Below are 14,541 nucleotides of genomic sequence, written 5' to 3'. Positions count from 1 at the left end.
CCGAGGCGGCGGAAGCCGTCGTGGTGCCGCAGCGCAAGATCCCGCAGTGGACCCTGCGCCAGCCGGCCGGGCTGGCGCTGGGTCTCACCGTCTGTCTCCTGGTCGCGGCGGCCGTCGTGGTGGCGGCCTCCGCGAAGGCGCCGGTCAGGAGCTGAGCGCCGCGCCCTCCACGTCCACCGCCGGCACGACCCGGTCCAGGCGGCGCGGCAGCCACCACGCGGCCCGGCCGAAGAGCGAGATCGCCGCCGGCACCAGCACCAGCCGCACCACGAACGCGTCCACCAGCACCCCCGCCGCCAGCGCGAACGCGATCGGCCGGGTCACCGGGTCGCCGCCCGCCACGCCGCCGCCGAAGACGCCGATCATGATGAGCGCGGCCGCGGTGACCACCTTGGCGCCGCGGCCGAAACCGGACACGACCGGATCGAGGGCCCCGCGCCGATGCTCCTCGTGCATGCCCGAGACCAGGAACATCTCGTAGTCCATCGACAGCCCGAAGAGGACACCGATCACGATCGTCGGCAGGAAGCTCAGCAGCGGCCCCGGCGGATCGGCCACGCCCAGCCATCCCCACTGGAACACCGCGACCGTGCAGCCCAGCGCCGCACCCAGGCTGAGCAGGAAGCTGAGCACGGCCTTGAGCGGGATCAGGACCGACCGGAAGACGATCAGCAGCAGCAGGAACGCGAAGCCGGCCACCAGCGCGAGGTAGAGCGGCAGCGCCCCGGCCAGGTGGTCGGAGATGTCGATGGCCACCGCGGTCTGCCCGGTCACCTTCACGCCCGGCTGTTCCCGCAGCCGCGTGACGAGCGTGGCGGTGGCCGCATCCGAGGGCCCGCTCGCCGGGATGACGGTGAACAGCGCGTCGGCGCCGTGGATCTGCGGCGGCAGGACCCGGGCCACGCCGGGCACCGGGTCGAGCGCGGTTCCGGCCGGCGCCAGCACCAGGAGCGGACCGTTCGCTCCCGGACCAAAACCTTGGGCGATCAGGTCGTACGCCCGGCGGTCCGTCGCCGTGGACGGATCGGTCCCGTCGTCGGGCAGTCCCAGCCGCATGCTCAGCACCGGAATCGACAGCGCCCCGAGCAGCAGCACCGACAGCACGACCGCCACCGCCCGGTGCCGCACGATCGCAGCGGCCCAGCGCCTCGAGAACGAGAAGCGCGACAAGAACGCGCGACCGGTCACCCGCCGGCCGGCCAGGCTCAGCAGCGCCGGGGTGAGCGTGAGCGCCATCAGCATCGCGACCAGCACCGCGCCCGCCGCCGCCAGCCCCATCTGGGTGAGGAAGCCGACCCGGGCGACCGCCAGCCCGGCCAGCGCGATGATCACGGTGAGGGCCGCGAAGAACACCGCCGACCCGGCCGTTCCGGTCGCGAGGGCGAGGGACGCGCGTACGTCCAGATCGCTCTCTCGAAGTTGCCGCCGATGCCGGTCGATGAGGAACAACGCGTAGTCGATCCCGACCGCCAGCCCCAGCAGGATGGCCAGGGTGGGCGCGACCGAGTTGACCGGCACCAGCGCCGTCACCGCGTGCAGCGCCTCGAGCGAGACCGCCAGCCCCAGCACCGCGGTCAGCAGCGGCAGCCCCGCCGCGGTCAGCGACCCGAACGTCACCAGCAGCACGACCAGCGCGATGAGCAGGCCGATCCCCGGCGAGCTGCCCCCACCCGGCGGCGGCGCCAGCTCCGACGACTCCTCGACCGTCAGCCCCGCCGCCCGCGCCCGGTCGATCGCCTGCTCCGGCGCCGTGGCGACGCTGACGTAGCCGATCCGGCCGTCCGGCGACAGCGTCGGGTGCTCGCCGAGCGCCGCCACCTGCGCCCGATAGCCGGCGAGCGTCCGCCCGGCCGGCGCGGCGAAGACCACCTTGCCGCCGTCCGCGCCCCCGCCGAACTCCCGGTCCACCTGATCGAGCGTCTCGGTCGACTGCAGCCCCGAGACGGTCAGGTGCGTGTCGAGCGGCTCGGCGAACCGCATCGCCAGCCCGGCGGCGGCCACCAGCACGACCACCCAGGCCCCCACCACGACCCACCGCCGATGGGCGCAGAAGGCCCCGACCCGAGCGAGTATCGCCGCCACGGCGCACTTCCCTTCCCCCGGTCGCGGCCGTTCCGCGACGCCGCCGCCGATACTCGGCGCGTTCCGCCCGGGGCAGTACCAACCATGGGTGGAAGCGAGGGTGGAAACGGCTACGCCGAGACGAGGCCCAGGGAACTGGTCGGCACGCCGGGGAAGACCGACGACGTGCTGGTCAGGCCGCAGCGCACGCGCAGGACCTCGGCGATCACGGCTCGGTAGTCGGTCGTGACGGCGAGGTCGCCGTCGAGCAGCTGCGTGGGGGCGAGGCCGGGCCATCGGCCGTACACCTTGCCGCCCCTGACGTTTCCGCCCAGCAGCAGCATCGCGTTGCCGTAGCCGTGGTCGAGGCCGCCGGAGCCGTTCTGCCCGGCCCGCCGGCCGAACTCGCTGATCGTGACGAGGGTGACCCGGCGCATGCCGTCGGGGCCGAGGTCGGCGGCGAACGCGGCCAGCGCCGTGGCGAGGGCGCTCAGGTTGTCGTAGTAGCGCTTGCCCGTGACCGCCGGGCCGAGGTCCTCGTGCATGTCCCAGTCGCCGCAGTCGAGCGTCGCCGTGCGCAGCCCGACGTTGGCCTTGACCAGCCGGGCCACGTCCTTGAGGGCGTTGCCGAGGTCGGTGGCCGGGTAGGTGGCGGCCGGCGTGTAGCCGGTGGCCTGCAGCTTCTTGGCCGCGCCGAGCGCGCCGAGCATCTGGGTCGTGGTGGTGGCCAGCGCGTCGGGGGCGCCCTGGTACATGGCGGCCATCGTGGCCGCGAGCGGCCGGCCGTCCACGTCGCCGTCGAGCTTGAAGCCGTCGATCGAGCTGACGCCGAGGTGCGGGGCGGCGCCGGCGAGCACCCGGGCGGGCAGCGGGCTGCCGATCGAGACGCCGCCGAAGCCGCCGGGCGAGCCGAAGCCGCCGAGCACGCGGTCGAGCCAGCCGGTGCGGATCGTGGTGCCGGGCGCGGCCCGTTCCAGCTCCTCCATCGCGGCGAAGTGCGACCGGTTGGGGGTGGGCTGGCCGGCGGCGTGCACGGCGGCGAAGGTGCCGGCCTGCCAGTGCGGCAGCAGCGGCGCGAGCGCGGGGTGCAGGCCGAAGAACCCGTCGCCGCCGAACAGCTGCGACTGCGGCACGCCGATGGTGGGGCGCAACGCGTAGTAGTTCGGGTCGGCGGCGGGCACGATCGCCGACAGCCCGTCGAAGCCGCCGCGCAGTGAGAGCAGCACGAAGACGTCGCGGCTGCCGGTCGGGTCGGCGGCGAAGGCGAAGCGGGTGTCGAGCATCGTGGCGGTCAGGCCGGCGGCGGCGCCGGCGAGCAGGGTCCGGCGCTTGCACAGGATGTCGGTCACGGATCGTCCTTATCGGAGAGCGAACGTCGGGGAGTTGAGCAGCATCGTCATCAGGTACGGGAACATCCAGTCGATCGCCGGGTCCTTGGCCTTGACCGGGCTGGCCGGCGTCTTGCCGAAGAACCCGGCGAGCGCTTCCCGCTGCGGTCCCGGCAGGGTGGTCTGAAGCAGCCGGGTGGAGACGGCATCGATCAGGGCGCCGTACGTCGCCGGCGTCGTGCTCCCGGAGAAGGCGGTGACCAGGGAGGCCGGCCGCACCAGCGTGGTCGGCCAGTAGCCGGCGCCGACGTTGAGGTGGGCGTTCCAGCGCACCAGCTGCCCCGACGGCGAGGCCCAGGCCGAGGCGACGTCGGGGTAGCCGTTGGGCGGGGCCCAGGCCAGCGGGGCCTGACCGGCGTTCGAGCAGGTCCAGTAGAGCGACTCGATCGCCTTGGTGCCGGACGGCTCGGGGCCGTAGTCGAGCGTGCGCAGCGTGGCGACGATGTCCTCGTACGGGGTGCGGGTCTTGGCCCCGATCGAGGCGGCGAACTCGGCCGACGTGAACAGGGCGCGCAGCACGGGCGCGATCGCCGACCGGTTGTCCAGGTAGACCTTGACGAGGCTGGTGATCAGGCCGGCCGGCGGGTCGTCGGCGACGAACCGGACGCAGAGCTTGGTGACGATCCGGCGGGCGGTGGCGGGGTGCACGGCGAGGTAGTCGAGCAGGGCGAGCGCGGCCTGTTCGCCGCCGGTCGTGGTCGCGTTGGCGTGGGTGAAGCCGAGGACGGTGACCGGGCCGACGGCGTGCGCGGCCGGGTCGTACCGGTAGGCGCCGGTGGCGTGGTCGACGGTCAGGCCGGTGAGCAGCCGGGCGGCATTCTTCACATCCGGTTCGGCGTACGTGAGGCCGACCGTGTGCAGTTCGAGCAGCTCCCGCCCGTAGTTCTCGTTGGGCGCGGCCTTGGTCGACGACCGGTTGTCGAGGTAGGTCAGCATCGCCGGGTGCCGGGCCGAGGCCTTGAGCAGGTCGGCAAAGCTGCCGAGCGCGTACTTGCGGATCACCGCCGCGTCGTAGTCGGTGCGGCTGTCCCAGAAGTCGCCGGATGGGCAGGTCACGTTGAGGTGGTTCGACCAGAACTCGGTCATCACCTCGAGCAGTTGCCGGCGGCTCCAGATCGCCCGGGCCGGGGTGGCGAAGCTGAGCTGCCACATCGGCGTCCAGTCGTACTGCTTCAGCGTCTTGGCCGCGACCGCGGCCCGGATCGCCGGGATGCTCGCCGCGCACCACGGGAACCGCGCCACCACCCCGTCGGCGACGGTGTCGTCGAGCGACGCGGGGTCGAGCTGCGCGTCCAGCCACGCCGGCACGCCGAGCCGGCGGATCTCGGCGATGGCGGCCGACGTCGGGCCGTAGGTGGCCCGCCGCAGCAGATGCAGCAGGGGGTCCGGGGGCAGGAGGTCGGCGGCTGTCACGCCCCGACCATCGGCGGCGGCGCCCGATCATGCGGGTTTCGCCGCCGCCCGCAACAAACCTGCTCCCGACGCGCGTTCTATTTCTTCGGGAGCCAGACCACCCGCGCCTGGCGCCCGCCGATCGTGATCACGAAGCCGTTCGGGTTGGCGGCCTGGAAGCGGGCCGGCGCGCTGGCCGGCGGGGTGCCCTTCGGGGTGTTCAGCGGCACGTCCTTGTAGCTGCTCGGTTCCCCGTAGCGGATCAGCAGCGCCGTCACCACGCCCTCGTCGGCGCTGTGGTACACCGGCATCGTCGCGCCCGGCTCGCGCTGGGCGAACAGCACGTCGCCGATCGCGATGCGGTCCATGCCGCCGACGCCCTCGCCCACCTCGTAGGCGGGCTGGGTGGCGATGGTCGGCTTGGCCCCCTTCGGGTTCGTGATCCGGTTCGTGCCCGGCTGCTCCATCTCCCGCAGCGCCGCCTCGTAGGCGGGGTCGGCCCGGTTCACTTCCATGCCGGTGCCGCGGGAATGGCCGGGCACCGAGCGGGTCTCGGCGATCGTCACCGCCGACACGCGGTTGCCGGTCGCGGTCATCAGCTGTTCGAGCTCCACCGGGGTGGGCGCGCCGTGCGGGCCGGTGAACGAGACGCCGAACCGGGCGCCGAGCGCGGTCAGCCGGGTCCGGTCGGCCTGTGACAGGCCCGGGGTGCCGGCGGGCGGCACCCAGGGGGCGCCGGCCCGCAGGTCCTGGATCGGGATGAGCAGGTTGGAGTCGAGCACGGTCGCGCCGGAGGCCAGCGGCGCCGTGGTCGCCAGCTCGGGCGCGTTCGTCGCGTCCAGGCGGGAGGCCATGCGCTGCAGGTTGTCCATCCGGTCCTCGGTGCGGATCACCTGGTGGAAGCCCTCGGCCCCGAAGTTGTCGCGCAGCCGTCCCACCTCGGGCGCGGTGAGCGCGCCGGCCACCTTGTCGAGCCGGCCGGCCGGGGCGGCCCGGGTGCCGTTCGACAGCTCCCACACCAGTTGCGGGGAGAGCTTGGCGTCCGCGTGCGCCAGCACGTCCAGCGTCGACGGCTTGAGCGCGAGCAGCTCGCGGCCCTCGGCCGGGATCCCGTGGGCCGAGGCCCAGCGGATGTGGTCCTTCGGCTGGGTGGCGAACGGCCCGGACGCGGCCGGGCTCATGCCGCGGGTGATCCGCTCCAGGCCGGCCACGCCGACGTGCGCGGTCAGCTCGGCCAGCCGGTCCGCGCCGAGCCGGTTCGCCAGGGCCGCCACCCGGGCCTCGCTGTTCGTCGCCGCGAGCAGCGCCTCGAGGTCGGCGCCGCTGCGGGTGAACGCGGCCTCCAGATCGGCGCGCGCGGCCTTGCCCGCCACCGCGTCGAGCCGGCTGCGCCAGGTGCCGCCGAGCGCCGTACGGCCGCCGGCCGCTCCTCCGCCCTCGCCGCTGTAGAGCTTGTCGATGTCCTCCCGCAGCTCGCGATACTGCTGGCTGTTCGGGTCGACCATGACGTCGCGGGAGCTCACCTCGGCCTCGTAGGCGTGCACGTCCGCGTACGTCGAGGTCTTCTTCTCGCCGTTGGGCCGGGTGTACTCGATGACGATGTGGCCGTCGGGGTGCGCCGTGTACGACGTCACCGTGCGCCCGCCGCCGGGCAGGGCGGCCTCGACGAACTCGGTGACCGGCCGCCCCGAGCCGCGGGCCGCCTTGAGCGCGCCCTCGACGTCGGCGGCCGCCGGGTTACGCATGGCCAGGGCGTTGGTCGGCGTGCTGTGGTAGTGCACGACCGCCTGCCACGGGCCGCCGCCGTCGGGCGGATCCACCCGGGTGGCCTTGCCGATCATGACGACGTACTCGCCCTGCGGGTTGCGGAACACGCCGACCTCGGCCTCGCCCGGGCGGCTCAGCGTCTTCTCGTACGCGTGATAGGCCGCCTGCGGGCTGTCGTAGACGCCGACCAGCCCCGGCTCCAGCGGCGGCCCGGACCGCGGACCGGCCGCCCCGCGCATGCCCGCCTGCTTCATCTCGGCGACCCAGGCGTCGTGGGCGGAGTCCAGTTCCGCCCGCGCGGTCGCGCCCGGTTCGCGTACGCCCGCTCCCTGGAAGTCACCCAGCCGCAGCACCCGCCCCCGCGCGATCGTCTCGAGGTCGCTCTTGCCGCTCATCACCAGCATGGTCCCGGACATCAGCAGGTGCGTCACGAGCCGCCGCAGGGCCAGGTCGCTGTTGGTCGAGTCGGCCTCGGCCTTGGCCTTGTCGTACTGGTCGAGGATGTCCTTGGTGGTCACCACGAACGACGCCGCCTGCCCGAACAGGCCCACGCCGACCAGCTGCCGGTAGACGTACCCGTCGAGCTTCTGGGCCAGCGCCGAGGCGGTGCGGGCCTTGGCCGCGGCCGCGACGATGTGGCCGCTGACCGCCGAGCCGGCCTGCGCCAGCCCGGTGATGATGTCGATGACGCCGACCGTCACGTCGACCGAGGTGAGCACCCCGGCGTCGGCCTTGTCGGCCAGATCCATGCCGGTGCCGACGATGTTCGCGGCGGTCGAGGCGACGATCAGCAGGGTGCCCGGGACGCTGGCGCCGCCGCTGGCCACCGCCATCGCGAGGAAGCCGAGCGTCATGCCGGCCGCCTTGACCCAGGCCGACCACGGGATCGGCGCCGTGGTGGTCATCAGCCGGATCGTGCCGTCCGGCATCTCCCAGTAGAGGCGCCGTGCGGGAAGCGCAGGGCGGTGTTGAGCTTCTCGAACAGCAGCCACGGCGGGTTCTTCGCGTCGCCGCCGCCGGCCTCGGTGACCTTGGCCTGCTTCGGGGTGGTCAGGTCGGTCAGGTGCCACGTGCCGTCGGTGTCGCGGTGGACGTAGAACAGCAGGTCGACCCCGACCGCGTCGGCCGGCGCGAGCCCGGCGTCCTGCGCGGTCAGGGTGTCGCGGGGGAAGAATGTGGCCCGGATCTTCTTGCCCTCCGGGTGGTCGACGGCGAGGTTGTCCAGCTCGCGGGCGGCGGCCCCGGCGTACTGGAGCTGGCGGGCCTGCTCGGCGCCGGCCGGCCCGCCGAACGCCCGCAGCCGCATCGCCACGTACTCGTCCATCGCCGCCGCGACGCCGTGGTAGTCGGTGAGCATCGCCCGCCAGTCGGCGATCGAGGTCGCCGCCGTCAGCCGCTTCACGATCTGGTCGTGCCGCTCGGCCGTCATGTACGCGTTCGTGACGTACGTGTAGCCGCCGCCGGTGAAGCGCGGGTTGCCGGTGACCGTCTTCGTCTCGTCGAGGCCCTGCACCTGCGCCCGGGCCCGGGCGAGGAAGGCCCGCACCGGCGGGGCGGCCGCCGCCGCGTCGATCTGCCCCTTCGCCGACAGCCGGTCGCTCACCTCGATCATCGCCCGGTCGGCCGCCTGCCAGGCCTGCAGGAAGTCCGGCGGGAGCAGCGCGCCGGTGGCGGTCGCCCGGATCTTGGTGGCGGCGCCCTCCATCGCGATCAGGTCTTCGCGCCAGTCCTGGTTCTGCCCGCGCACGCTGCCCTGGAACTGCCGGCGGCTGGCCGCGTCCCACATCTGGTGCTCGAAGACCGGCCGGGTGCCCGGGTAGTACCAGAAGTAGTGGCCGGCCTCGTCCTCGAACGGGTGGTGCGAGCCGGCGTCGAGCAGCGCGAAGTCGACCAGGTAGCCGGTGAAGCCGCCGGCGGGGGATCGGACGACCACGCCCGCGCCCAGCCCCGACGAGCTGGCCTTGCCGGTGATCTGGTGCTGCACGAGCCGGGCGCAGCCCTCCTCGGTCGAGTCGTCGGCGATCGCCTGCAGCACCCGGACCGGGGTGGTGCCGCCGTCGCTGCCGTAGAAGCGGCCGATCAGATCGCCGGTGCGGAACTCGGGCCGCTGATCGGTGACGGTGTAGCCGACCGTGCCCTTGAACTCGGCCGACCGCAGCTCGATCGCCTTCTGGATCTGCTCCTTCGCCCCGCCGGCCTCGTCCAGCAGCCACTCCAGCGCGGTCTTCTCGGTCTCGGTCTGGCCGAGCGTGTACCAGTGCGGCTGGCTCAGCGTGCGGTGCTTCAGCGCCCGCAGGTACGCGTCGAAGTAGCTGCCGCCGCCCGCGGTGGTCACGTCGGAGCGCTGCGACCAGCGCAGGGTGAGCTCGGCCAGCGGTCCGCCGGACACCGAGCGCTCGCTGAGCAGGGCGATCGTGCGCTCGACGTCGGTCTTGAGGGCGGTGTCGAGGGCCCAGCGCAGGGACTCCAGCGCGGCGGGGACCAGGCCCGCGGGCGTACGCGGCCGGGCGCCCTGGGCGACGATCCCATCCACGCTCGAGCCCTCCCGGGTCGGCACGAACGTGACGTCCCCGGCCCGGTCGGGCGTGCCGTAGAGCGTGGTCGACAGCTGCTCGCGGGTGGCGGTGCCCGGGAACAGGAACACCTCCGGCTCGGCCGCCTCGATCCGGAAGCTGACCGCCACCGCCTCGCCCGACCGGTACGCCACCGACGGGTCCTGCCGGGTGTGGGCGACCTCGTGGGCGAGCAGCCGCGCGCCGTCCGGGGTGTCGGGCCGGTAGGCGCCAGGCGCGAAGTAGATGTCGCTGCCCCGGGTGACCGCGTCGGCGCCGAGGTGGCTCAGGTCGGCGCCGGTGTGCACCCGGACGCCTCCGAGCAGCGGGGCGAGCGACGCGCCGCTCGCGGCGAACCGGGCGGCCGCCCGCTCGGCCGCGTCGTCCGGACCGCTCACGCCCGTGAGCAGCCTCGAGACCGCGCGGTTGCCGCCCGCCAGCAGCGCCGGCCCCGGCGGACCGTGGGCCGCGCGCGTCGAAGGCGGTGCGCCCTCCGGCGCCACGGCCTCGCGCTCGGGGCCCTCCCGCTCGCCCAGCATCAGCCCAGTGTGGATGCCCCGCGCACCCCCGGGCCGAGCCTGTCCCATGCCCGACTGCTCGGCCGAGTTCCGGCCGGTCGCGACCGGTCTACGCTGAAAGCGTGAGCGCCATTGACCTTGGCGACGTCACGGCCGGCCCAGCGCAGGCGCCCGAGCCGCCGGTCAATACCCGCCGCCTGGCGCGCGTGTCGCTGGCGGTGCTCACGGCCCTCGGCCTCGCGGCCGTCGCCGCCTCGGCCCGGCCCGATCCCGTGCACCTGGTGCGTCCCCTGTGGGGCATCGCCGCCACCGACCTCAGCCAGTTCACGATCAACGGCGACACCGTGCTGGTGCTCAGCAACGGCTGGGACCTGTCCGCGTACGCGCTGGCCGACGGGCGGATGCGCTGGTCGAAGCGGCTCGGCGAGCCCCAGGCCATCACCACCAACGAAGACCTGACGGCGCTGCTGCTGCCGTCCGGCCTCACCCGGATCTACCGGGAGGACGCCGAGGGCCTCGGCAAGCTCGACACCGTCACCGCGTCGACCTATGCGCTGGACCCGGTCACCGGCGCCGAGCGCTGGCGGCTCCCGGGCGGCGTCGGCCACCGGGACGCGGGCACCGCGCTGCTGGTCGAGGCCGATCCGCGGGGCGGTCGGCCGAAGACGTTCCGGCAGGTCCGGATCGCCGACGGCACCCCGCTGTGGACCCACGACGCGGGCCACCCGGCCTACTGGCTCGCGGGCGCCGGGCATCTCGTCACCGTGGGCGCGGACGGCCGCGCCGAGGTTATCGGGCTGGCCGACGGTGCGCGGGCCGCCGCGGGGCGGCTGCCGGTGGATGGCGAGGAGCTCGCGGTGAGCACAGCGATCTCGGTCGAGCTCGACGAGACGGCGCTCTATCTGAAACGGGCCTCCGACCGGCTCACCGTGGCGGCGTTCGACCTGGCAACGCTGCGACCCCGGTGGACCGTCGACGGCGGTGCCGACGGCCGCGAGGCGCACCGGTGCGGCGCCGTGCTCTGCCTCGGCGAGGGCGCCGCCACCAGCGGCTACGACCTGGCGACGGGACGGCGGCGGTGGCGGGCCGCGGGCTGGATCCACGCCGCCGCGGTCACCGGCGGCCGGCTGCTGGTCGAGAACGCCGGCAGCGGCGCCGAGGGCCTGCTCGACGCCGCCGACGGCGCCCTGATCGCGGATCTCGGCGGCGGCTACCCGGTCTGGGACCCGACCGCCGGCACGCCGTCCTTCCTGTTGCGCGACACCGTGCGGCCGCCGGGCCGGACCGCGGTCTTCCCAGGTCGACCCGCGGAACGGCGGCCGCCGCCTCCAAGGCTCGATCGACGGGCTCACCGGCAAGACCTGCACGGCCACCGGCGACCGGCTGATGTGCCAGGCGACCAACGGGCGGCTGTCGGTCGTCGCGGTGGGGTGACGTCTGCTGACAGCAGACGGGACATCTGCTGACAGCAGATCGGCTTGGCGCGCCCGCCCCGAGCGGCCAAAGGTGGAGGTCAAGCCAAGCTTTGGAGGCGTCATGCAACTGACGAACGGGGCGTCCCCGTGGACCGCCGGGTCCATCGACGATCAGGTGGCCGCCCGGCTGCTGCACCAGCGGATCATCGTCCTCGGCACCGAGGTCGACGACGTCATCGCCAACCGGCTCTGCGGCCAGCTCCTGCTGCTGTCGGCCGAGGACCCGCGCGGCTCGATCAGCCTCTACATCAACTCGCCGGGGGGCTCGGTCAGCGCCGGGCTCGCCATCTACGACACGATGCGGCTGATCCCCAACGACGTGAGCACGCTGGCGCTCGGGCTGGCCGGCAGCATGGGCCAGTTCCTGCTCACCGCGGGCACGCCGGGCAAGCGGTTCAGCCTGCCGCACGCGCAGATCCTCATGCACCAGGGCTCGGCCGGCTTCGGCGGGACGGCGGCCGACGTGGAGATCTACGCCGACCAGCTCGAACGGGTGGGGCAGACGCTGCTGCAACTGACCGCCGAGCACACCGGCCAGAACATCGAGACGGTCGAGCGGGACAGCCGGCGGGACCGCTGGTTCACGGCGGCCGAAGCTCTCGCGTACGGGCTGATCGATCATGTCCTGGACAGCGTGAACGACGTGCGCCCCGAGATGACCCGCCAGCCGATGGGGTTGAGCGCATGAGCCAGTACACGATTCCCACCGTGGTCGAGAAGACGCCGAACGGCGAGCGCGCTTTCGACATCTACAGCCGCCTGCTGTCGGACCGGATCATCTTCCTCGGCACCGAGATCGACGACGGCGTCGCCAACGTGGTCATCGCCCAGCTCATCCACCTGGAGTCCTCGGGCGAGCAGGAGATCGGCCTCTACATCAACTCGCCCGGCGGCTCGTTCAGCGCCCTCACGGCGATCTACGACACCATGCATTTCGTACGCTGCGACATAGCCACGATCTGCGTAGGCCAGGCGTCCTCGGCGGCCGCGGCGTTGCTGGCCGCGGGCACCCCCGGCCGGCGCTCGGTGCTGCGGCACGCCAAGGTCACCCTGCACCAGCCGTCCAGCCAGGCCCGGGGCACGCTGCCCGACCTGGCCGTGGAGGCCAAGGAGGTGGCCAAGGTGCGAGCCGAGATGGACCAGATCCTCGCCGACCACACGGGCCACTCCACCGCGAAGATCCGCGCCGACACCGACCGCAGCATGACCCTGACGGCGGCCGAGGCCGTGGCATACGGCCTTGCCGACCAGGTGATCACCCACCGGGAGCAGCGCGCCTACCGCTTGGACGCCGCCGCGTGACTGCCGCACCTCGCCGCGCGGGCGGCATTCCCACGCCTCACCGGGCGGGCGTGCCCCACCGGGCGGGCGTGCGCCGCGCTGGCGTGGCCCGCCGCGCGGGCGTGCTCGTCGCCACGTCGCCGCGCGAGCGTTGTTCCCGCAGCCCGCCGCGCGCGAGCTCGCCGCTGGTGCCTGCGTGTGGTGCCCGCAAGGTCGCGCACACGCGTGTGCGCCGGCGCGGTGGGCGCCTGGGCGTGAGTGTCCGCGCGGTGGGCGCCTGGGCGTGAGTGTCCGCGCGGTGGGCGCCTGGGCGTGAGTGCCCGCGCGGTGGGCGCCTGGGCGTGAGTGCCCGCGCGCTCATCGCCCGCGCTCTCGCAGCCCGCCGCCCGCAGCCCGTCGCCGGCGACCCGCCGTGTTGGTGGCCGCGGCCGCCCGCCGCCCGCCGCGTTATTTCCGCAGCTTGCGGGGTAGGTCAACGCCATGGCTGACACCCACACGGAGTTCGCGGACGCGGTGAACATGACGGCCTCCGACCTGGAGAAGTGGCTGGCGACCGCCGAATCGAAGGAGGTCGGCCGGAAGCCGTCCGGCGGCGGCGAGTCGGTCGGCCACGACTCCGGGCGCCGGATCATCGAGATCCTGCGCAGCAAGAAGGCCGACCTCACCGAAGCCGACGAGGCGCACATGCGAAAGGTGATCGGCTACGTCCACCGGCACCTCGCGCAGCGTCCGAAGGGGGACGTCGAGGAGACCAGCTGGCGGTACTCACTGATGAACTGGGGTCACGACCCACTCCGGAAGTAGCTCGCCGTTGGCCGGCAGACCGCCCGGCAGCGCGAACGGCAGCCCCGCCGCGAACGTGGGCCGCGCATGGTCCATGAGCTGGAAGTGCAGGTGCGGCTCGCTGGAGTTGCCCGAGTTGCCGCACTGGGCGATCGGCTGCCCCGCGGTGACGGTGTCGCCGGCGCGCACCAGCGCCGAGTGGCGTTTCAGGTGCGCATAAAGCGCAAACCGCCCGTCGCCGTGGTCGATCACGATGTGGTTGCCGATCACCCGGCCCGCGCCGAGCAGTTCGCGCAGCATGCCCTCGGCGATCAGGTAGGCCAGCGCCGGCCCCGACGTGCGGCTGCGATGGTCGCGCTGGCCCTGCCGCACGCGCACGACCCGCCCACTCGCCGCGGCGTGCACGGTCTGGCCGAAGCCCGGGAAGTCTCCGGCCGGTCTCATCCCGTGGATGTCGGCATGATCAAAAACCAGATCAACGGCATAGGTCTGCCCGTACGCATGAATGCCGTGACTGGGCACGTGGCTGGCTGGGCTGTTCATCGCCCGCCACGCGCCGCGCACGGGCGCCTCGACGAGCACCGGCGCGGCGCACACCTGCCCGACCCACCCGTAGAGCGCCAGCGCCCCGATGATCAGCGAGGCGGACGCCCACCAGGCGACGTCATAATCGAAGACCCGTTGCCCCAGGACCGCCAGGATCACGACGAAGAGCAGAGGCACCCGAACACGCGCGATCAGCCGAGCCATCATCCGGGCCATGGAGACGTCCTTTCCGCTAGAATTCCGGAATTACGGAGTTCCAACATAGCGGAGGCGGGCTCGTGGACGACACCTTGGTCGAGCGATTGGCACAGATCGAGCGCCGCCTCGACGCCCTCGAGACCGGCGGCGCCGACTTCCCGCCGCCGAGCCCCGAGGACTTCTGGGCGCTGGCCGGCCTGCGCGACCGAGCCACCTCACCCGGCGCCGTGCTCTTCACCGGCCTGATCGACCTGCCGAGCGGCGAGCACTACGAGTGGCAGCAGGGCGTCCCGGTCGAGGGCGTGCTCGACTCCGACTGGACGGCACAGGCGCCGGTCCTGGCCGCGCTGGCCCATCCGGCCCGCCTCCAGATCCTGCGCGAGGTCCTGCGCGGCGCCGCCTCGGCCGCCGAGCTCCAGGCCGTGGAGGGCATCGAGAGCACCGGCCAGCTCTACCACCACGTCCGCCAGCTCGTCGCCGCCGGCTGGCTCCACACCACCGGCCGGGCCCACTACGCGGTGCCGGGCGAGCGCGTCATCCCGCTGCTGGTCGTGATGGCCTGCGCCCGGCGCTGACGTCG

At 73.6% G+C, this 14,541-nt stretch carries 12 protein-coding genes; 6 read left to right on the top strand and 6 right to left on the bottom strand.

What is annotated here, in order from left to right; translation table 11 throughout:
- Positions 1-20 precede the first annotated feature (20 nt).
- Positions 21-155 carry a hypothetical protein gene (locus tag ACZ6TB_RS30775; RefSeq protein ID WP_465559883.1) on the top strand — a complete coding sequence of 45 codons (135 nt, stop codon included), beginning with the start codon at positions 21-23 and terminating at the stop codon, positions 153-155.
- Here ACZ6TB_RS30775 and ACZ6TB_RS30770 read toward each other — a convergent pair.
- The 5 genes from ACZ6TB_RS30770 to ACZ6TB_RS30750 all read right to left on the bottom strand — a co-directional run bounded on the left by ACZ6TB_RS30770 (position 145) and on the right by ACZ6TB_RS30750 (position 9,699).
- Positions 145-2,082 (bottom strand): MMPL family transporter, encoded by a 1,938-nt coding sequence (locus tag ACZ6TB_RS30770; RefSeq protein WP_465559880.1) that lies wholly within the window; start codon positions 2,080-2,082, stop codon positions 145-147. The two genes, ACZ6TB_RS30775 and ACZ6TB_RS30770, sit on opposite strands and share 11 nt — an antisense overlap.
- Before the next feature lie 110 nt (positions 2,083-2,192).
- Complete coding sequence (locus ACZ6TB_RS30765; RefSeq protein WP_465559877.1) at positions 2,193-3,410, bottom strand: DUF1501 domain-containing protein; 1,218 nt, start codon at positions 3,408-3,410, stop codon at positions 2,193-2,195.
- Positions 3,411-3,419: 9 nt separating this feature from the next.
- Positions 3,420-4,862, bottom strand: a complete 1,443-nt coding sequence (locus tag ACZ6TB_RS30760; protein ID WP_465559874.1) for a DUF1800 domain-containing protein — start codon at positions 4,860-4,862, stop codon at positions 3,420-3,422.
- Positions 4,863-4,939: 77 nt separating this feature from the next.
- A complete protein-coding gene (locus tag ACZ6TB_RS30755) occupies positions 4,940-7,513 on the bottom strand; it encodes a hypothetical protein (protein ID WP_465559872.1) in 2,574 nt (857 codons plus the stop codon).
- Positions 7,513-9,699, bottom strand: a complete 2,187-nt coding sequence (locus ACZ6TB_RS30750; RefSeq protein WP_465559869.1) for an eCIS core domain-containing protein — start codon at positions 9,697-9,699, stop codon at positions 7,513-7,515. The genes ACZ6TB_RS30755 and ACZ6TB_RS30750 overlap by 1 nt, the downstream gene beginning before the upstream one ends.
- A gap of 101 nt (positions 9,700-9,800) precedes the next feature.
- Here ACZ6TB_RS30750 and ACZ6TB_RS30745 point away from each other — a divergent pair, with 101 nt between their 5' ends.
- The 4 genes from ACZ6TB_RS30745 (at position 9,801) to ACZ6TB_RS30730 (ending at position 13,238) form a co-directional block, all read left to right on the top strand.
- Positions 9,801-11,144 (top strand): PQQ-binding-like beta-propeller repeat protein, encoded by a 1,344-nt coding sequence (locus ACZ6TB_RS30745; RefSeq protein WP_465559866.1) that lies wholly within the window; start codon positions 9,801-9,803, stop codon positions 11,142-11,144.
- Between the two features lie 70 nt (positions 11,145-11,214).
- On the top strand, positions 11,215-11,841 hold the full coding sequence (locus ACZ6TB_RS30740; RefSeq protein ID WP_465559863.1) for a ClpP family protease: 627 nt from the start codon (positions 11,215-11,217) through the stop codon (positions 11,839-11,841).
- The gene (locus ACZ6TB_RS30735) at positions 11,838-12,455 is read left to right on the top strand and encodes a ClpP family protease (protein ID WP_465559860.1); all 618 of its coding nucleotides are present in this window, start codon (positions 11,838-11,840) and stop codon (positions 12,453-12,455) included. Before ACZ6TB_RS30740 ends, ACZ6TB_RS30735 begins: the two co-directional genes overlap by 4 nt.
- Before the next feature lie 459 nt (positions 12,456-12,914).
- Complete coding sequence (locus ACZ6TB_RS30730; protein WP_465559858.1) at positions 12,915-13,238, top strand: DUF3140 domain-containing protein; 324 nt, start codon at positions 12,915-12,917, stop codon at positions 13,236-13,238.
- Here the strand turns inward: ACZ6TB_RS30730 and ACZ6TB_RS30725 are convergent.
- Positions 13,200-13,979: a murein hydrolase activator EnvC family protein gene (locus ACZ6TB_RS30725; RefSeq protein WP_465559855.1), complete on the bottom strand. Its 780-nt coding sequence runs from the start codon at positions 13,977-13,979 to the stop codon at positions 13,200-13,202. The two genes, ACZ6TB_RS30730 and ACZ6TB_RS30725, sit on opposite strands and share 39 nt — an antisense overlap.
- A gap of 62 nt (positions 13,980-14,041) precedes the next feature.
- Here ACZ6TB_RS30725 and ACZ6TB_RS30720 point away from each other — a divergent pair, with 62 nt between their 5' ends.
- Complete coding sequence (locus ACZ6TB_RS30720; RefSeq protein WP_465559852.1) at positions 14,042-14,536, top strand: helix-turn-helix domain-containing protein; 495 nt, start codon at positions 14,042-14,044, stop codon at positions 14,534-14,536.
- Positions 14,537-14,541: the final 5 nt, after the last annotated feature.

It is taken from the genome of Actinoplanes sp. NPDC051537 (assembly GCF_055586105.1).
Note: the sequence above shows the minus strand (reverse complement) of the source record. Positions and strands in the feature narration are given on the sequence as shown.